The 17,749-nt window shown below is 55.0% G+C and carries 14 protein-coding genes; 13 read left to right on the forward strand and 1 reads right to left on the reverse strand.

Going from position 1 to position 17,749, the window contains the following annotated elements; genetic code table 11:
• Positions 1 to 12: 12 nt before the first annotated feature.
• The 12 genes from C2U30_RS22735 to C2U30_RS22255 all read left to right on the forward strand — a co-directional run bounded on the left by C2U30_RS22735 (position 13) and on the right by C2U30_RS22255 (position 15,788).
• Positions 13 to 774 carry a hypothetical protein gene (locus C2U30_RS22735; RefSeq protein ID WP_158654938.1) on the forward strand — a complete coding sequence of 254 codons (762 nt, stop codon included), beginning with the start codon at positions 13 to 15 and terminating at the stop codon, positions 772 to 774.
• On the forward strand, positions 771 to 1,361 hold the full coding sequence (locus tag C2U30_RS22205) for a DapH/DapD/GlmU-related protein (protein WP_199767310.1): 591 nt from the start codon (positions 771 to 773) through the stop codon (positions 1,359 to 1,361). The genes C2U30_RS22735 and C2U30_RS22205 overlap by 4 nt, the downstream gene beginning before the upstream one ends.
• Positions 1,361 to 2,497, forward strand: coding sequence for a glycosyltransferase (locus tag C2U30_RS22210; protein ID WP_103244592.1), 1,137 nt, complete (start codon positions 1,361 to 1,363; stop codon positions 2,495 to 2,497). Before C2U30_RS22205 ends, C2U30_RS22210 begins: the two co-directional genes overlap by 1 nt.
• A gap of 26 nt (positions 2,498 to 2,523) precedes the next feature.
• Positions 2,524 to 3,423 (forward strand): glycosyltransferase, encoded by a 900-nt coding sequence (locus C2U30_RS22215; protein ID WP_103244593.1) that lies wholly within the window; start codon positions 2,524 to 2,526, stop codon positions 3,421 to 3,423.
• A 218-nt stretch (positions 3,424 to 3,641) separates the two neighbouring features.
• Positions 3,642 to 4,592, forward strand: coding sequence for an IS1595 family transposase (locus C2U30_RS22220; RefSeq protein WP_103244594.1), 951 nt, complete (start codon positions 3,642 to 3,644; stop codon positions 4,590 to 4,592).
• A 140-nt stretch (positions 4,593 to 4,732) separates the two neighbouring features.
• On the forward strand, positions 4,733 to 5,785 hold the full coding sequence (gene wecA, locus C2U30_RS22225; protein WP_103244756.1) for a UDP-N-acetylglucosamine--undecaprenyl-phosphate N-acetylglucosaminephosphotransferase: 1,053 nt from the start codon (positions 4,733 to 4,735) through the stop codon (positions 5,783 to 5,785).
• Between the two features lie 119 nt (positions 5,786 to 5,904).
• A protein-coding gene (locus tag C2U30_RS22230) for an IS66-like element ISAeme23 family transposase (protein ID WP_103244595.1) occupies positions 5,905 to 7,334 on the forward strand; the annotation gives its coding sequence in 2 pieces (ribosomal slippage) (positions 5,905 to 6,091 and positions 6,091 to 7,334; 1,431 coding nt in all).
• A 142-nt stretch (positions 7,335 to 7,476) separates the two neighbouring features.
• Positions 7,477 to 8,553 (forward strand): LPS O-antigen chain length determinant protein WzzB, encoded by a 1,077-nt coding sequence (locus C2U30_RS22235; protein WP_103244596.1) that lies wholly within the window; start codon positions 7,477 to 7,479, stop codon positions 8,551 to 8,553.
• Positions 8,554 to 8,643: 90 nt separating this feature from the next.
• The gene (locus C2U30_RS22240; RefSeq protein ID WP_103244597.1) at positions 8,644 to 10,359 is read left to right on the forward strand and encodes a PglL family O-oligosaccharyltransferase; all 1,716 of its coding nucleotides are present in this window, start codon (positions 8,644 to 8,646) and stop codon (positions 10,357 to 10,359) included.
• A 172-nt stretch (positions 10,360 to 10,531) separates the two neighbouring features.
• Positions 10,532 to 10,981 carry a glycine zipper 2TM domain-containing protein gene (locus C2U30_RS22245; protein WP_052447009.1) on the forward strand — a complete coding sequence of 150 codons (450 nt, stop codon included), beginning with the start codon at positions 10,532 to 10,534 and terminating at the stop codon, positions 10,979 to 10,981.
• A 136-nt stretch (positions 10,982 to 11,117) separates the two neighbouring features.
• Entirely contained in the window at positions 11,118 to 11,771 is a 654-nt protein-coding gene (locus tag C2U30_RS22250) for a YceH family protein (RefSeq protein WP_049637067.1), read from the forward strand.
• A gap of 186 nt (positions 11,772 to 11,957) precedes the next feature.
• Positions 11,958 to 15,788: a DEAD/DEAH box helicase gene (locus C2U30_RS22255; RefSeq protein ID WP_103244598.1), complete on the forward strand. Its 3,831-nt coding sequence runs from the start codon at positions 11,958 to 11,960 to the stop codon at positions 15,786 to 15,788.
• Positions 15,789 to 15,881: 93 nt separating this feature from the next.
• On the opposite strand, the gene C2U30_RS22260 is transcribed toward C2U30_RS22255, so the two are convergent.
• Positions 15,882 to 16,775: a DNA replication terminus site-binding protein gene (locus tag C2U30_RS22260; protein ID WP_103244599.1), complete on the reverse strand. Its 894-nt coding sequence runs from the start codon at positions 16,773 to 16,775 to the stop codon at positions 15,882 to 15,884.
• A 522-nt stretch (positions 16,776 to 17,297) separates the two neighbouring features.
• On the opposite strand from C2U30_RS22260, the gene C2U30_RS22265 reads away from it, so the two are divergent.
• Entirely contained in the window at positions 17,298 to 17,507 is a 210-nt protein-coding gene (locus C2U30_RS22265) for a DUF1127 domain-containing protein (RefSeq protein ID WP_005331430.1), read from the forward strand.
• Positions 17,508 to 17,749: the final 242 nt, after the last annotated feature.

Genomic DNA, 17,749 nt, shown 5'->3' on the forward strand with positions numbered 1-17,749 from the left:
AGAGGATGAGAAATGTTTGATTTGTGTTTTTGTGTTGTCCTTTATAAAAAACAGCCAGTAGAGAGTGAAACTATTTCATCCTTAATTGGTCATTTGCCTATTTTAAAAACTAATAGTATTGTCGTGGTTTTTAATAATGGTCCTGAAATATCTAAAAATGATAATTTGCCTGATTTTATAACAATCCATCAGGTTCTTATTAATGGTTCGCTCTCCAAAATATATAATAAAACGCTTGAGCTTTATCGGGCTAATAAGTATGTTTTTTTAGATGATGACACAAATGTAACTGAAAGTTATCTTTTTGATATTCTAAAAGTTGATTTTAAAGTACTCATGCCAAAAATAAAATGCCAAGGTATGGAGTATTATCCCACAGTTACTTCATCTGGGGTTCAAACAATAACAAGTGGTTTGGCTATATCAAATTTTGCAATTCAAGAGATTAAGGATATAAATGGCTGTGTTTTTGATGAGTCGTTTGAATTATATGGTATTGACACTGCATTTTGTTATTTCTTAAATAAAGAAAGATACCAATATACTATATCTAATGCGTATTTAGAACATCAATTATCGCATGTAAATGACTCATCTGGTGAATTTAGAAAGAAAGAAGTTTTGTTGGCAAACGCAGCAGCATTAATAAAATACTTCAATGTGAAGTTGATTTTTCAAGTGGGATCTTCTGTATTGTGGGCTATAAAAGAAGTTCAGATTAAGCTTTTATATAAAGTGTTTTTATCATTTATTTCATGCAAGGTTATTCGATGATTGATAAAATAAAAAAGCACACTGTTATAGGTATACTTAGATTATTTAGAGACTTGGTTGTAACTGTATTTTTTTATCCAAAGTTTAGAGTTTTACGCTATCCTTTTTATTTTACAGGAGCTCGCTATTTTCAAATTGATGATGGGTTTACCTCTGGCGTTGGTTTGCGCATCGATTGCATAAAAATCAGTGATGTCACGCCCCGACTGAGAGTTGGGAAGCGTTGTCAGGTTAATGATTACGTACACATTGGTTGTATTGAAAGTATTACTATTGGTGATGATGTTTTGATTGCAAGCAAAGTATTTATCACAGATCATAACCATGGTTGTTTTCCGGATGAGCAAGAGATTTTCCTTGCGCCGATTAGGCGAAAGTTAACATCTAAACCTGTGACGATTGGTGATAGGGTTTGGTTGGGTGAGGGGGTTTTAGTATTACCCGGTATTACGATTGGTACAGGCTCTATTGTTGGTGCGGGTGCTGTAGTGACAAAAAATATTCCTGAGTATTGCATAGCTGTTGGCAATCCAGCTAAAGTAATAAAGAAATATGATTTTGAGTTATCTATTTGGAAAGACGTATAATGAAAGTTGTTATATCTGGCGTTAACCTTGTTGAAGGTGGACCACTCAAGGTGCTCCAAGACGCAATTTCAGCATTGGCCAAAAAAGATAATATTGAACTGATTTGTTTGGTTAATAACAGAGAGTTGTTTAACCAACTCTTTAAGGAAAACATTATATTTTTAGAATTTCCTTTAGTAAAGAAAAACTGGCTATTTAGGTGTTTTTTTGAATATATCTACTGTTGGTTTTTATCAAAAAAAATAAAACCTGACATTTGGCTTGCTATGCATGATATGACACCATATTTATATGCGGCTGCAAAGATAAAGCAGTTTGTCTATTGTCATAATCCCTCTCCTGCATATAAGGCAACATTTAAAGATTTTAGATTCGATAAAAAATTTTTTCTTTTTTCAAAATTATATAAATTACTTTATAAATTAAATATCAAAGCGAATTGTGCAGTAATCTGTCAACAGAAATGGATTGCAGAACTATTTGCAAATGAATACGGTGCTAATCAAGTGTATGTGGCAAGGCCAAATACAAGTAAAGTTGAACGTATAATTGCTAACGAGTCGATACATCAATGTGTGAATAGCGATAAAATAAAAATATTTTATCCAGCGTTACCTCGTACATTTAAGAATTTCGAATTATTGCTTGATGCGATGGTGATAATTGAAAGTAAATACATGTCTTCTTTATCAAAAAAAATTGAACTGATATTAACTCTTGATAATAGAAATGATTCTGCATACGTGAAATGGTTATATGATAAATATGGTTCATTAAGCTCAGTGAACTTTGTCGGACGACTTACACGAGAGCAAGTTAACTATTTTTATCAATCATCCGACTTAGTTGTTTTTCCCTCTAAATTAGAGACTTGGGGATTACCTATTGTTGAAGCTAAAGAGTTCAAGAAGCCTATATTTTTGGCTGATTTACCTTATGCCTATGAAACACTAGGCATTTATGACAAGGCCAAGTTTTTTGATGTAAATGATCCGATGGCGTTGGCGGAGCTGATTATTGGTTTTGTTAACGGTAATTTGGTTTATGATCAAACATCATCATCCGATGACAATGATATATTTCCTGATTGGGATTCGTTAGTTACAAAGCTACTTGATCATAAAAATAAATGCTAATTTATAATAAAAAGAGCGATAAACACATGAATGGTCATAATAATGTTTTGATTCTGCTCGCCGCATACAATGGCTGTAGTTCGATAGGTGAACAACTTGAAACAATCCTTCGGCAAACTGATGTGGTTGTAGATGTTGTTATTAGTGTTGATTTAAGCAATGATGATACCCTTGATATTTGTAGTAATTATGTTGAAAAATATAGCAACGTTAGATTGTTGCCTTATGGTGAGAGTTTTGGTGGGGCTGGCAAGAATTTTTATCGCCTGTTAAAAGATACTGATGTTAGTTGCTATGATTATATTGCCTTTAGTGACCAGGATGACATATGGCCTGATAATAAATTAGCTAAAGCTGTTCAAATGCTACAGCAGTATGATTGTTATTCGGCCAATGTAACTGCGTTTTGGGAAGATGGCAGAGAGGCATTAATTGATAAAGCTCAGCCACAACGTGAGTGGGATTTTTTATTTGAAGCCGCCGGACCTGGCTGTACCTATGTATTTAAGCGGGAAGTAGCAATCAAGTTTAAAACTTGGTTACTTGAATGCCATGAGCAAATAGGTGAAGATATTGCGCTACACGATTGGCTGCTTTATGCTTTTTCCCGTAACCGTGGGTATCGTTGGTTTATCGATCCTGAGCCTATGATGCGCTATCGGCAACATGCGAATAATCAAGTTGGTACCAATAATAGCTTTGCTGCAGCCAAAAAGCGACTGAAATTGGTAAGTAGTAAATGGTATAGAAATCAAGTAGTCAGTATTTCCGAACGTTTAGGCTTATGTGACACACCAATTGTCAAACTCGGTTTAAAAAATGGCTATAAAGGCAATGTTTATTTATTTTTTCATGTCGGTCAATTAAGACGCAGATTGAGAGATAGGTTAGCACTGGCATTTTTCTTATTGTTAAATTTATTTTAATTGGGCTGAAAGTGTCCAGTGCCGTCCATTTAAAAAATTTCTCGATGATGGTTTATCACCAACATAATGATTTTTAGGATGAAAAACAAAAAAGCCTATACCTATACAGATAAGCGATAAACTTATATTTTCTATCTAATAACTTAACCTGATTACCCATGATCAGCAGTCACCACGAACTATACTGATCTTACGTACAGTTATCGAGGTGCGAGATCATGGCCAAAAGCAAAGTCCAATTCCAGAAAGGCTACAGCCTGTTTGAGTTTCTCAAGGACTATGGCACTGAAGCTCAGTGCGAAAACGCGCTGTTCACTTGGCGTTTTCCTCACGGCTTTGTCTGCCCTGAATGTGCCAACAAGACCTGTTGTCGCCTGAAAAAGCGGCCACGTGTGTGGCAATGCAATCACTGCCGTCATCAGATGTCCTTGACTGGAAACACGATTTTCGCAAACACCAAGCTCCCGCTGACCAAGTGGTTTCTGGCAATGCACCTGTTGTCACAAACCAAAACCGGTTTGTCAGCGATGGAGCTAAAGCGCCAGTTGGGCGTCAAATATGACACCGCGTGGATGCTCAAGCACAAGCTGCTGCAAGTCATGAAAGAGTCCGATGACAAGCAGCCCATCAACGGCATCATTCAGCTCGATGATGTTTACTGGGGTGGCGAGCGCCGTGGTGGCAAACGAGGTCGGGGCGCGACAGGCAAGACGCCGTTTGTGGCGGCAGTGGCCCTGAACAAGGAAGGGCATCCAATCAAGATGCGGATGACGGTGGTCGATGGTTTCAAAACCAAGTCCATTGCTGATTGGGCAAAACGGCATGTTGCCAGTGGTAGCGCGGTGATATCAGATGGATTGGCCTGTTTCAAAGCGGTCAAGGAGGCCAATTGTGAACACCTGGGTGTTGTCACCGGGGGCAACCTGGACTTGCTGGATCATCCGGCATTCAACTGGGTAAACACGATGATAGGGAATGTGAAGAACTCGCTGTGGGGCAGTTGCCATACGCTCGGAGCGAAGCATTTACCGAGGCACCTTGCAGAGTATTGCTTCCGGTTTAATCATCGTTTTGACCTCAAGAGCATGTTGGTTGAATTGGGGCATGCCGTCGTGGCAAGCCCGCCGATGCCATATCGACTCTTGAAGCTGGCTGAGGGTCATGGGTAATCAGGTAACTTAAAAGTGATTAATCCATTTAGTCGGGAATGATGGAGAGATTATAATCATAATTTATGATATTTATGATATTTATGATATTTATGATATTTATGATATTTATGATATTTATGATATTTATGGAGTCGGGAATGGAGTATATTTTATTCTTTATTTTTTCTTTCGCTATTCTTTTCTGTTTTAGAAAGTTGGCAAAAAAAATAAATCTGGTGGACCGTCCTAATGAACGTAAATTACATCAAGGGCTTGTTCCTTTGGTTGGTGGGATTTCGATTTATTTTGCGCTGATGTTGGCGGTATGGCTGAAACCAGAGTTACTTGTTAATTCGGATGTCTATGTGCTTTGTGCCTCAGTCTTGGTGATGATGGGCGCCATTGATGACAAATATGATGTTGATTATCGTATTAGGTTAGTTGTTCAGATCCTGATCTCTTGTGCAATGATCTTCGCCGCCGGACTCTCTTTAAAAAGCCTGGGTCATATTTTATTCAGTTATGAAGTCGACTTGGGGCCGCTTGGCTATATTTTCACCATCTTTGCTGTGCTTGGCGCTATTAATGCCTTTAATATGGTGGATGGCATCGATGGGCTATTGGGTGGGTTGACCATGGTGACCTTCGGGGCGCTCGCTTATATCCACTACGCCAATGGGCAACTACCGTTGGCCCGTTTCTGTCTGTTGATGATGATCGTGGTGGTGCCCTATATCTGCCTGAATCTGGGCTTCCCCTTTGGTGTTCGCAAGAAGGTCTTTATGGGGGACGCGGGCAGTATGCTGATCGGCTTTACCGTGATCTGGGTGCTATTGCAGGGTACTCAGGGGCCAAAGGCGCAGATGAACCCGGTTACGGCATTGTGGCTAATCGCTATTCCGTTGATGGATATGGCTTGCATCATGGTTAGGCGTATTCGGAAAGGCGTCTCGCCATTCAAGCCGGATCGCGAACATCTGCATCATATCTGCCTACGTGCGGGGCTTTCATCCCATCAAGCCTTGGTGGTGATCTGCGGTACTGCGACCCTGCTGGCCGTTGTGGGTATTGCCCTTGAATATGGTGGAGTGCCGGAGTGGATCAGCTTGTTGTTATTTACTCTGGTATTTTTCCTCTATTACCAGTTGCTTAATAATATCTGGCGTATTCTCGCCAAGATTAAGCCAAAAACTGCCAGTGAGCCTAACTAAATTGGGGCTCTCCCACACGTAACCGTTCACCAGCCCCCCGTTGACAGTCAAATATGACGATCATCTCTTGATCCACTTTCGGGGGTTGATAGATCCTCCCAGTCCGTCAACATAAGTCCATGAACAAGAAAAAACTCTTCGAAAATGCAGCGCCTCAGGCGCACGACCTCCATGATGCCAACCGCATCATCCAGGAGCTATGGAACAAGCTACGCGAGTACGAGGACCGTCTGGCTCTCTCTTCTCGTAACTCGTCCAAATCACCATCCTCCGACTCGCCCGCGGCTAAGGCGGAGCGAAAAAAGTTGCGACGCCTCGTGGCCGAAATCAGGTTGGCGCTCAACCTGGACACCCGGGGCATCGACGAGAACTAAGTCTGCTGCAATCCACCGATCAGGTGGTTGCTTGCAAACCGGCATCCTGCTGCGCTGAATGTGGCGGAGAGGTCGTGGCCAATGCCGCGCCATCCTTCCGTCACCAGGTGTTTGAACTGCCCAAGTTGCCGCTGGAAATCACCGAATACCAGGTATTCCACGGCCACTGTCAGCACTGCGATGCGCTCAGCAAAGGCGAACTGCCCAATTCGGCACCCAACGGCCAAATGGGACCGCGGTTGCTTAGCCATATCGCCGTGCTAGCAGGGAAATATCATCTGAGTGTGCGCAAAATTCAGAGTTTGCTGCACGATCAGTACGGCATGACCTTTTCGGTGGGCGCCATCTCGGAAGCCCAGGGGCGTATCAGCTCGATGCTGACCCCCATCCATCAAGCGCTGAAGCAACATATTCAGAAGGCGCCGATCATCCATGCCGATGAGACCACGCATCAGCGCAATGGCGAGTCGAATACCCGGTGGTTGTGGTTGATGGCCAGCAACGATGCGGTGTTCCAGAACATTCGTTACTTCCGCAGTCAGGACAATGCCAAGCATCTGCTGGGTTCGGCACCCCACGGCGTTGTGGTTACCGACCAGTGCGCCAGTTACCACTGGCTGGATCCGACACGGCATCAATTCTGCCTGGCGCATGTCCAGCGCAACCTGCAAGAGATGGCGGATTATGGCGGCGGCGGTCAGACAGCCTACCTAGGACATCGGCTGGTCGTGCTGTTGAAGACGGTCTTTCGCACCCAGCACCGTTACGAGTCGGGGCTGATCGGTGAACAGATCAGACTCAGACGGATGGAGCGATTACGGCGCAGTATCAAGACGGTACTGTGCAAGGGTGCCGAGGTTCCCGTGCGACGTTATGCCGGTCGCTGCCAGCATATTCTCAAGTATGAAACCGGGCTGTGGGTATTCTTGCAGCATCCAGGGACACCGCTGACCAACAACGAGGCGGAGCGGTGTATTCGCGGCAGTGTGATCCTGCGGAAGATCTGTTTCGGCACGAGTTCAGACCGGGGAGACAAGTTCCGCTCGCGGGTGCTGTCGGTGATTGAGACGAGCAAGAAGCGCCAGCTGTCGGCACTCGAAGTGCTGTGCCGGATCGTCACAGCGGTCATGACAGGCCAGCCCTATCCTGACGTATTCAACCTGACCTCGGCTTAGTCAAGCCGGGGCCGGTGAACGGTTACTCCCACACAGGCTTTTGCCTGGCCGCTTATGGAAAATAGCACGCCTATTTTGTCTGAAAAAGATCGTCAGGCCCCTTTTATTCACTCTCCAAACTGATTAGGAAATGACAGCTGTTATGACCAACAAAGAGATAACCCCCAAATCTGAAGCTCATTTGCCACAGTGCTGGCAAGCCACTTCTGATGAAATCGACCTGCACGAGCTGATCCTGGTGTTGTGGCGTGAGAAGGTGCTAATTCTGCTGATTACGGTGTTATTCGCCGCTGTGGGTGTAGGTTATGCGTTGACAGCTCCCCAACAGTGGTCCGCCAAGGCGGTGATTGCGGAGCCCAAGCCGGAAGATTTGCTACCGTTGAATAAGATATCGGTACAAGCCTCTGCACTGGGGCTCACAGGGGTTCCAGATGAAAAAAGCCTCTATCAGGAATTTGTACAAGAGTTCAACGCCTATGAAAATCGTCGGGATTATCTGAAAACCAGCCCGCTGTTTGCTGAGCAGATAGAGGAATCAGCTTTGGATGCCAAGGCTCAGAGACGTTGGCTGCGTGACTGGGCCAATCTGGCGACGGCTAAACCTGTAGATAAGAAGGGAGAAGAGCCAGGGATTGCCATTACCTTTGCGGCTCCTGCCGCTGAAACGTCGCTGGCGATGCTGGAAGGATATGTCGGTTACATCGTCAAATTACAGCAGCAGAAATTGATCGAGCGGCTAGGTGCACAGCGTGATTTGCAACTGGGAGAGATGAATACACGCTATACCGTGATGCTGGAAGAGGCCAAGCGTGCGCTGCAGCAGGAGGTCTCTGAGGTTGCGCTTGCCAACCGCGTGGCCAAGGCTGCGGGTGTGAGTACGCCGTTGGAACGGACTAGCAGTCAGGAACGTTTCTCCATCTTGCTCGGGTCCAAGGGACTGGAAGAAAAGCTGGCCTTGCTGAAGTCCCTTGATTTGTCCGTCTATCAACCCGAGTTGCAGAAGTTGCAGGCACAGATGGATCGCTTGAAGCGCATCTCTCTGGAGGGGATTGATTTTCGTCCATTTTCCTATCTGGACGCACCCGACGAACCCCAGAGCCGTGACAAGCCCAAGCGCCCCTTGGTCGTGGTGCTGGCCACCCTGCTCGGCGGCATGCTGGGGGTGGGCATCGTGCTGGTGCGCCATGCGTTTCGCAAGCCCGAGCCAGAACAGGCATAATCGTTGCCAAGTGCATCAAAGGGGGCTCTGCCCCCTTTTTGTTGCCTGGGGGATAGTGTTATGAACATGAATGCATGGAGGTCAGGGAAGATGACTTCAACAGCAAGGGCCTTTGGGGTGATCAGCGTGCTGTACTGGCTGCTGGGCATGCATTTCTTTATGCACAACCCCGGCGGGGCCGGGCTCTATCTGCCGTTCAACGCCTGGGGCTGGATCTTTGCGAGCCTGGTGATGGCCCTGGGGCTGTGGCAGGTCACCCTCAACCAGCGGCTGATGGTTTCGCCGCTGCTGACGGCCCTGTGGCTTGGCGGCTTGCTGCTGTTGCTGCCCATGGCCTATCCCGGCTTCGAGCTCAAGGATTACGCCATTCCCCGGCTGCTGGGGCTGTTTGCCGGCCTGTTGTTCCTCGCCAGCCTCTACCAGTGGCGGCTGGATCGCGGCGCACGCGACCGGCTGCTCTATCTGCTGCTGGGTGCCGTCGCCATAGAGGCGCTGCTCGGCCTGGTGCAGTACTACCTGCTGGTGCCGGGCAACTGGATAGGCTATGACACCAAGGTCAACCGCCCCTACGGCATCTTCCAGCAACCCAACGTGATGGCGAGCTTCATGGCGACCGGCTTGTCGCTGGCCATCTGGCTGGAGCTGCGGGGCCATGGGCACCCCTGGCTCAGGGGGCTGCGCTATGGGGTGATCCTGGCAACGTCCCTGCTGCTGGTGGTGGTGCAATCCAGGGTGGGGCAACTCGGCGGGGTGTTGGCCTTGCTGTTGCTCGTGCCCCGGTTGCACCGCGAGCGGTTGCTGGGCCGGGTGCTGGGTCTGGTGGCCCTGGGTGTGGCGCTCGGGCTGGCCTCCCAGTACGGGATGGCAGGGGCAAAGCGGGGGCTAGAGATATACCAGTCCGGCGGCATGCGCTCGGTCTACTGGCCCTATGCTGCCAGGCTCATCGCCGAGGCACCCTGGACCGGCTGGGGCTACGGCAGCTTCGAGTCCGTTTTTCTTCAGCACTACATGGCCGACAAGGCGCTGAACCCCGCCATGGTGCAGATCGAATACAACCTGGATCACCCCCACAACGAGTTTCTCTACTGGGCGGTGGAGGGGGGGATGGCCCCCATGCTCGGCATGGTGCTGATGGGGGGCACCCTGCTGTGGCGGCTGGGTCGTGCTGGCATCGTCAGGGGGGCGGCCTTGCTGGCCCTGGTCACGCCCATCCTGCTGCATACCCAGACCGAATATCCCTTCTACCACGCCATTGCCCTGTGGTGGGCGCTGCTGCTGCTCATCCATGTGGTGGATGCGGAAGTGGAGGAGGAGGGGCTGGCCGGCCACGCCAACTGGCGGGAGCATGTCTGTCGCCCCTGGCTGCTGCTGCGCTTCGCGGCCATCGCCATTCCCCTCATAGTCGTGCCCTTTATGCTGACGGCCCTGCACACCGCCTGGGTGGTGACCAAGTATGAGCGGGGCGGTTACAAGCAGCCGGCGCTTCTGCTCGACATCGTCAATCCCATGGCCTGGCTGACCCGGGTGGAGTTTGACGTGAACGCGGTGCGGCTGATGGTGGGCCTGCAGAGCAACAACAAGGGGGAGCTGGAGGCCTATCTCGACTGGGGACAGGGGTTCGTGCGCCATACCCCCAGGGCCAATATTTACGCCAACATGGTGATCGCCCTCAATGCCCTGGGGAGGCGTGAGGAGGCCGATCGCCTGCGGGCCGAGGCCCTGGTGCTTTATCCAGGTGAGCCCTTGCTCACCGGCTCGGCGGCGAGATCCGTTGCCGCGACCCTGGAGCGCAAGCCCTCTTCATAGTCCGGAGTGACAGCCCTCGGTGTCTTTCCATCACGGCCGCCTCGCGGCCGTGCTCATTTCCACCTCGGGCAAGCTGGCAGTCAGCTTTGGTGGTGTAGTCTCCCCGGGGGGATGGCGTGGCCCAAGGCGGGGTCGGCGTCATCGGGTCTTGGTCGTCACCGGAGTGGATATCGTGAAGAAGAGTGCATTCATCGTCATCAGCCTGCTCGCCCTGACGGGTTCGCCCGCTGTCGCGGGCACCAGCGCCCAGGTGGAATACGGCACGGTACAGGAGAGCCGCCTCCTCACCCAGGAGGCGCCCCGGCAGGGAACTACCCGGCCCCTTCGCACCATAGGGGCGGCCGCGCTGGGAGCCGCCGTCGGAAGCCAGTTTGGCGGTGGCTCCGGCCAGACCGTCGCCACCACAGTGGGGGCCGTCGCGGGGGCCGAAGTCTCCCGCCGCCGCCAGGGTAACCAGCAGAGCGGGCAGGGCCGGCAGACGGTCGAGCTGCTGATCAAGACGGAGGCGGGCAAACTGCTCAACGTCGTGCAGGAGCAGGATCCCGCACTCACCTTCGCCAAGGGGGACAGGGTGCGCATCCTGACCACGGGAGCGGACACCCGGGTCGACAAGTCTGTATAGCCACGTCGGGGCAGGAGCTGTACAAGGTTGCACCAAGGGGGTCATCGGCTCGCAAAAACGGGCTTGAGTGCTGGACGGCGGGAGCGTCTTGGCTAAGATAACCGTCTTAACGTCTTGTTTGGCAAGGGAGTATGACATGGAGATAGTACTAGGCCCATTAGAGGCGCGCGTGATCGGCTGCCTGATAGAGAAAGAGATCTGCACGCCGGATCAGTACCCTCTCTCGCTCAATGCGCTGGTCAACGCCTGCAACCAGAAGAGCAACCGCGAGCCCGTGCTGGAGCTCGCCGAGCTGGACATCCGCGCCGTGATCGACGAGCTGATCCGCCGCCGCCTGGTGGTCAATACCGCCGGTTTCAACGCCCGGGTGCCGCGCTATCAGCACCGCTTCTGCAACACCGAATTTGGCGAGCTCAAGTTCACGGCCCAGGAGCTCGGCATTGTCTGCGAACTCTTGCTGCGCGGCCCGCAGACCCCGGGTGAACTGCGCTCGCGCACCAATCGCCTGTGCAGTTTCGACGACGTGACCGAGGTGGATGCCGTGCTGGCCGGCCTCGTCGAGCGGGGGCCCTATGTGGTCAAGCTGCCCCGGGAGCCGGGCAAGCGGGAGTCCCGCTACGCCCACCTGTTCGGCGGGGAGATAGACCTGGAGGCCCTGGCACAGAGCGCACCGGCAGTCAGCCATGCCTCTCCTGCCGCCGATCGCCTGAGCCAGCTGGAAGAGGAAGTCGAACGCCTCAAGTCGCAGTTGCAGGCGCTGGAATCCCGCCTGGCACGGCTCGAAGGCTGAGGGTGACTCCTGGCTCAATCAAGAGGCGCTGCGGCGCTTTTTTTATGGCGCCGGCAGCCTGAGCCCTGGCCGTGGCGGCGCTTCCAGATCCCTGCGCCGCTTTTTTTGTGCTAATTCGCGCTTAAGGGTCGAGCCGCCGCCGCTTTCCCGTTAAAATTCCGCCTTTGCATCTGCCCGTGAGTTCCGATGTCAGCCTTCACCCTCTCTTCGGATTGCCATGCCCTGCTCTGCGAGCTGCAACTGCAGCGCGCCGCCAGCACCCGTTACCTGCAAGACACGCTGCATGGGCAGCATTCGCTGACCGACACCCTGAACCGGCTGGAGCGGCTCGGGCTGATCCGCCAGCGCACGAAGCAGCAGTGGAGCCTGACGGCGGAGGGGACCCTGACCCTGATCCTGGCGGTACGCTCGGGGGCTTGCCCCATGCCGGACTGGCGCCGGGTGCCCTCGGTCACGGGGCAGGAGGTGGCACAAGGGGTGGTGCGCGAGCTCTGCCTGGGGGAGGCGGGGCAGATCCCGACCTATTACCAGAGCGCGGAGCTCCTGAGCCTGCTGGATCTGCCCGACGCCCATCGCCTGCTGCCTGGCTCCAGCCCCGCCTGGCAAACCCTGCTGCTCGAACACTTCGCCCTGCAGACCCTGCTGGATGCCGAGCCGGAGGCGAGCTGGCCTCTGGCGTCCCTGGTCACCCCTTGCGCCCCTGCACTGGCGGCGCGGGTCGAGGCGCTGGCCACCGAGTGGGAGTGGCTCTGCGGCCCGCTGACCGGCGAGGTGACCACTCACTGGCCATCGCTGCAACAACTGGCGGCGCGGGAGGATGAACAGCCCCTGGCCGAACGGCTCCAGAGGGCGCTTGGGCAGTGGCAGGTGCAGGAGGGGGCCGGGTCCTGGCCCAGGATGTTCAGCGCCCTGCTCTGGCTCGGCTGGTTGCAGCAGGCGGATCCCGTGCAGGGGAGCGAACAGCGCAAGAAGTGGCAGCGCAGCCTGGGCAATGGCTCCCCCCTGCTGGCGGATCTGCTGGGACAGTGGGCGGGCGATCGCCACGGTCAGGCGGTGGGGCTGTTCGATACCCTGCAACTGCCGCTGGAGGAGCTGCACTGGGGCTATCTCTGGCTCGATCTCTGCGCCCTGGCCCGCCACGGCGAACAGAGTCCCCAAGTGACCATATTGCACAAGTGGGATCTCTCCCACCTGCTGGAGGCCGAGCCCCGTCATCGCCTGATGGCTTTCTGTCAGGATCTGCTGCGCCTCTTGCTGGGGGAGGGGGCCGAGCGTCCCCCGTTGCAGCAACTGCGTGCCGCTCCGGCTCTCGATGCGACCAGCGACGCCGAGGATGAGGACAAGACCCCCGCCTCGGCCAGTTGGCTCAACTGGTTGCAGGGGCTGGGGCGCTCCAGCGGCGTGCGCAAGGCGCAGGAGCGGCTGGTATGGCTGCTCCATGCCGAAGGGCCCGAGCTCGAGTGCAAGATCCAGAAGCAGAGCACCAAGGGGGAGTGGACCGCCGGGCGCCGGGTCGATCCTGCCCTGCTCTCCACCCAGTATGCCTCCCTGCTCGACGAGGCGGACTGGACGCTGGTGCGCACCCTGCCACGGGGCATGAGCAAGCTGCCGCGGGAGGCCTGGGCCCCCCTGGCCAGCCATCCGCGCCTGTTCAACGCCAAGGGACAGAAACTGCAACTGGCTATCAGTGCCCCCTTGTTGCAAATCGTCGCCACCGAGCAGGGCATGAGCGCCGTCTTGAGCCCGGCCGCCGCGGCGCGCGGGGCGCACATCGTACCCCTGGCCCAGGATCTGTGGCAGCTCATCCTGACCCCTCAGGCGCTGCTGGACAGACTGCCAGCGCTGGAATCCATACCGCTGCTGCCAGCGGACGGGCTCGCCGAGCTGCAACGCACCCTGGACGCCATTCCCGAGCAGCCCTGGCACAGCCAGGTCGAGGGGCTCAGTGGCAATGCCGAGCTGACCCCCTGGCCCGGAGTGCCTTCGGTCCAGCTGGACTGGCAGGATGGTCAGCTGGTGGTCCAGCTGGTGACCCGGGAGGGGGAGTTGCCGCCGTTGCCGCTCGGCAAGGGGGAGGCCATAGTGCGCCAGGGGGTCAGAGACTATCACTACTGGCAACGGGATCTGGCCGCCGAGAAGGCCGAGGCCCAGTTGCTGCGCAACCAGTTGCCCATCGGCCTGCCGGGCAACGAATGGAAGCTGGATGGTGAGCAGGCACTGACCCTGGTCAATGCGCTGCCCGAGCTGGTGGACGCCGGAGTGGTCGTTCACTGGCATCAGGACAGCGCCCGTCTCAAGAGCCTCGACGAGGCGGCCCTGAGCCTGCGCATCGAGCGTCGCCAGGACTGGTTCCAGGTGGAGGGCGCGCTGGCGCTGGACGAGCATCAGATCCTCGACTTGCGCCTCATCCTGCGCCAGCTGACCCCGGGTCAGCGCACCGTTCAGCTCGACGAGAAGACCAGTCTGATGCTGAGCGACAAGCTGGTGGAGCGCCTCACCATGCTGGGGGCCATGCTGGACACCGAGCAGCGCATCAACAACAAGCTGGCCTACCCATTGGCCCGCCTGCTGTCGGCGGTGACCACAGCCGGGGATGATGCCTGGCACTCACTGCAGCAGGAGTGGCAGCAGGAGGTGGAGTGTGCCCCCGAGCTCTTGACGGCGCTGCGGGACTATCAGAAGGAGGGGGTACGCTGGATGGCGACCCTGGCCCACCATGGCTTCGGTGCCTGTCTCGCCGATGACATGGGCCTTGGCAAGACGCTGCAGGCGCTCATGGTGCTGCGCATGCGCCAGCACCTCGGCCCCGCCCTGGTGGTGGTGCCCAAGTCCGTGGTCACCAACTGGCAGGAGGAGGTGACGCGGTTTGCCCCCGAGCTGGAGGTGGTGGTGTTCGAGAATCCCGCCGAGCGGGAGACCCTGATCCAGGAGGCCAGGGCGGGCCAGATCATCCTGGTCAACTACGGCATGCTCGGCAGCCTGGCCCAGTCCCTGAAGTCCCGCCGCTGGGCGAGCATGGTGCTGGACGAGGCGCAGCAGATCAAGAATGCCGGCACCCAGCGGGCCAAGCTGCTGTTCCAGCTCGAAGGGGATTTTCGCCTGGCCCTCTCCGGCACCCCCATCGAGAACCACCTGGGGGAGCTGTGGAGCCTGTTCACCTTCATCAACCCGGGCCTGCTCGGCAGCCTCGGCGAGTTCAAGCGCCGCTTCGGCAAGGCGGTGAAGGATCCTCAACACATGGCGCTGTTGCGGGCGGTGATCAGCCCCTTCATCCTGCGACGCCTCAAGCAGCAGGTGCTGACCGAGCTGCCGGACAAGACCGAGATCATCCACCACATCAGCCTCTCCCCCGAGGAGCGTCAGCTCTATGAGGCGACCCGGCGCGAGGTGGTGCAGCAGGTGCAAAGCGCCGATGGTCGTGCCCTGATGCACGTGCTGAGCGGCCTGACCCGCCTGCGGCGGCTCTGCTGCTCCCCCAAGCTGGTGATGCCGGAGTGGTCCCAGACCAGCAGCAAGCTTGACGAGGCCATGGCGCTGCTGGACGAAGCCATCGATGGCGGGCACCGGGTGCTGGTGTTCAGCCAGTTTGTCGATCTGCTGAGCCTGCTGCGGGCCCGCATCGAGCAGCGGCAATGGGACTACTGCTACCTGGACGGGGGCTGCTCCGCCAAGTCCCGTCAGGAGTCCATACTGCGGTTCCGTCACGACCCTGTTCCCCTGTTCCTCATCAGCCTCAAGGCGGGGGGCACGGGTCTCAACCTGACCCAGGCCGATACCGTGTTGCACCTGGATCCCTGGTGGAACCCGGCGGTGGAGGATCAGGCGAGCGATCGGGCCCATCGCATGGGGCAGACCCAGCCGGTGACCGTCTATCGACTGGTGTGTGAGCAGACGGTGGAAGAGAAGATAGTGGCGCTGCACGACGAGAAGCGGGCCCTGGCCGATGGCCTCTTGAGCGGCCAGTCCGAGGTGCGCGGCCTTGATGTGGAGAGCTTGCGCGCCCTGCTGATGAGCTAGGAGCTGTGCTGGTTGCCTGTGTGCGAGAGGGGGATGGTCCTGGTGGCCATCCCCCTCTCTGTTTCAGGGACTCATGGCTCTGGCCAGGAGGCGCTAGCCCTGATAACGGTAGAGGTGCAGCCGCTCTATGATGGCTTCGCCGCCAATCTTGCGATCCCGCCGCGCCTGGCGCAGCTTGGGCGGATAGTGGCCCAGATGGGTGACGGCGGGTTGGGTATCCGAGCAAAGCAGCAGGGGCAGGCTCGCCTTGAGCTGCTGCTTGCGCGGCGCCCTGTCCTGCCAGAGCAGGTTGATCATGGGATGGGTCTTGACCGGCCGGCGGATCCGCAGCTGCACATCCGCAGGTAGGCGGCGGATGTCATACACCTCCTGATCCACCATCTTGCTCCACTCCTCGTTGCTGGAGAGTGCCGGCACATAGCGGCGGCTGCGCTCCAGCATTTCCAGCACCTGCTCGCGGCTGAGGCGGCTGATGCTCTGCTTGTCGGCCCAGGTGAAGCCGAGGGAATGCAGCTCTCCGGTGAGCAGAGTGAGCTTGCGATAGACCTGCAGGGTGATGACCCCGGGTAGAGCGCTGTGCACCAGTTCGAACTTCTCGTCCCGCCCGCCGGCGGCCTGTACCAGGGCCTTGAAGGCGAGCTTGTGGCCGTTGATCTCGTCGAGCAGCGGCTGCAACAGGGAGGCGCAGGCGGCGGGGAAGCGCAACCAGCCAGGCAGCCGGTGAGTCGCCTTGGTGGAGCAGCCTGGGCGGGCGCTGTGATCCTGATAGGCGGTCAGGGTGGCGGCCAGCGCCGCCTCGCCCGAGAGATAGCCCACTTCGATGGCCTCGATGGGATCGTGCTCTTCCCCTTGCGGCACGGCGGGCAGGGGATAGACATGGGCCTCCAGCAACTCGAGCTGGCCGAGCTGTCTGGCGAGACGGGCAAGGGCGTCTTCCAGTTCGTCCATCTGTTGACGCAGGGCGGCGGTGGGGGTAAAGGTGTCCATCGGCATATCCTGTCTGTTCCCCCAATTCGTCGCCCTAAAGTGACGATCAGGGGGCATGATTAAAGTACTGTATAAATAACCATACCAGTATGACGGGAAGGCGCCAAGTGCCGCCTTTCAAGCGCCGTCCGGAGGCGGCAGCCCTGGTCGCCTTCCGAGGGTTGCCTGTCTGTATCATCCTGTTAAATAACGATCTTTAAGTGATCCAATGATTAACAATTGGCGCCTGGGCCGAGGTAGCCACGCCCTGCCTGGCACTCGGGCTCTGCATAGCTAACGTGGGAAACTGCATACTTAGAAGCAGATGATGCAGGAGAAAATGCTGTTGGGCAGAGGGAGGGAATGTCTGGTTGATATTTTGCATATAAATCAACACCTTGCGTTTCACCTCATGGCGAGATTAGCCATTACTTTTACTAATCCCATGTATCAAAATTCGTCAATTGAGGCACCTCCTCGCCCTGACTAAGCTTTGCGCATCAAATCCGAGCCTTGCGCAGAACTAGAGAGAGGAGCCATATCATGGCCAACATGACTTATACCGAAGCCGGTTACCAGGATTCCAGCGAATCGAATCTGGTTGCTCGCGTCAAGATGACCGTCCTGACCTGGCTGGAACGCAGCCGCAGCCGTCGCCAGCTCTCCGAGCTGCCCGCCTACCTGCTCAAGGACATCGGTCTGAACGAAGCCGACCGCTATCAAGAGACCACCAAGCCGTTCTGGCGTGGTTGATCTGCCGGGCATGGATGCCTTGTTTTCTTGCTGATCTGAACTGCTCTGCCTGATGCTCTTCGCCCCCAGACGGGCCTGATTTTTCCCCTGTTGCCGTTTCTTGTTTTCCCCCTTGTCTGTTTTTCCTTCTGTTTGCCCCCTGCGGCATGATTTGTCATCATCCCTCGCCAACTTTGTATCCTTACTGTTTGAATTTGTTTAAAAACTGATTTTAAGCCCGGCTGCCTTGCGTATAATCCGGC

This window comes from Aeromonas sp. ASNIH5, from assembly GCF_002902865.1.
Lineage (GTDB): Bacteria > Pseudomonadota > Gammaproteobacteria > Enterobacterales > Aeromonadaceae > Aeromonas > Aeromonas caviae.

Excerpts from the sequence above, each read along its gene's own strand:
- C2U30_RS22735 (WP_158654938.1), top strand. The coding sequence starts at position 13 with ATGTTTGATTTGTGTTTTTGTGTTGTCCTTTATAAAAAACAGCCAGTA.
- C2U30_RS22205 (WP_199767310.1), top strand. The coding sequence starts at position 771 with ATGATTGATAAAATAAAAAAGCACACTGTTATAGGTATACTTAGATTA.
- C2U30_RS22210 (WP_103244592.1), top strand. The coding sequence starts at position 1,361 with ATGAAAGTTGTTATATCTGGCGTTAACCTTGTTGAAGGTGGACCACTC.
- C2U30_RS22215 (WP_103244593.1), top strand. The coding sequence starts at position 2,524 with ATGAATGGTCATAATAATGTTTTGATTCTGCTCGCCGCATACAATGGC.
- C2U30_RS22220 (WP_103244594.1), top strand. The coding sequence starts at position 3,642 with ATGGCCAAAAGCAAAGTCCAATTCCAGAAAGGCTACAGCCTGTTTGAG.
- wecA (WP_103244756.1), top strand. The coding sequence starts at position 4,733 with ATGGAGTATATTTTATTCTTTATTTTTTCTTTCGCTATTCTTTTCTGT.
- C2U30_RS22235 (WP_103244596.1), top strand. The coding sequence starts at position 7,477 with ATGACCAACAAAGAGATAACCCCCAAATCTGAAGCTCATTTGCCACAG.
- C2U30_RS22240 (WP_103244597.1), top strand. The coding sequence starts at position 8,644 with ATGACTTCAACAGCAAGGGCCTTTGGGGTGATCAGCGTGCTGTACTGG.
- C2U30_RS22250 (WP_049637067.1), top strand. The coding sequence starts at position 11,118 with ATGGAGATAGTACTAGGCCCATTAGAGGCGCGCGTGATCGGCTGCCTG.
- C2U30_RS22255 (WP_103244598.1), top strand. The coding sequence starts at position 11,958 with ATGTCAGCCTTCACCCTCTCTTCGGATTGCCATGCCCTGCTCTGCGAG.
- C2U30_RS22260 (WP_103244599.1), bottom strand. The coding sequence starts at position 16,775 with ATGGACACCTTTACCCCCACCGCCGCCCTGCGTCAACAGATGGACGAA.
- C2U30_RS22265 (WP_005331430.1), top strand. The coding sequence starts at position 17,298 with ATGGCCAACATGACTTATACCGAAGCCGGTTACCAGGATTCCAGCGAA.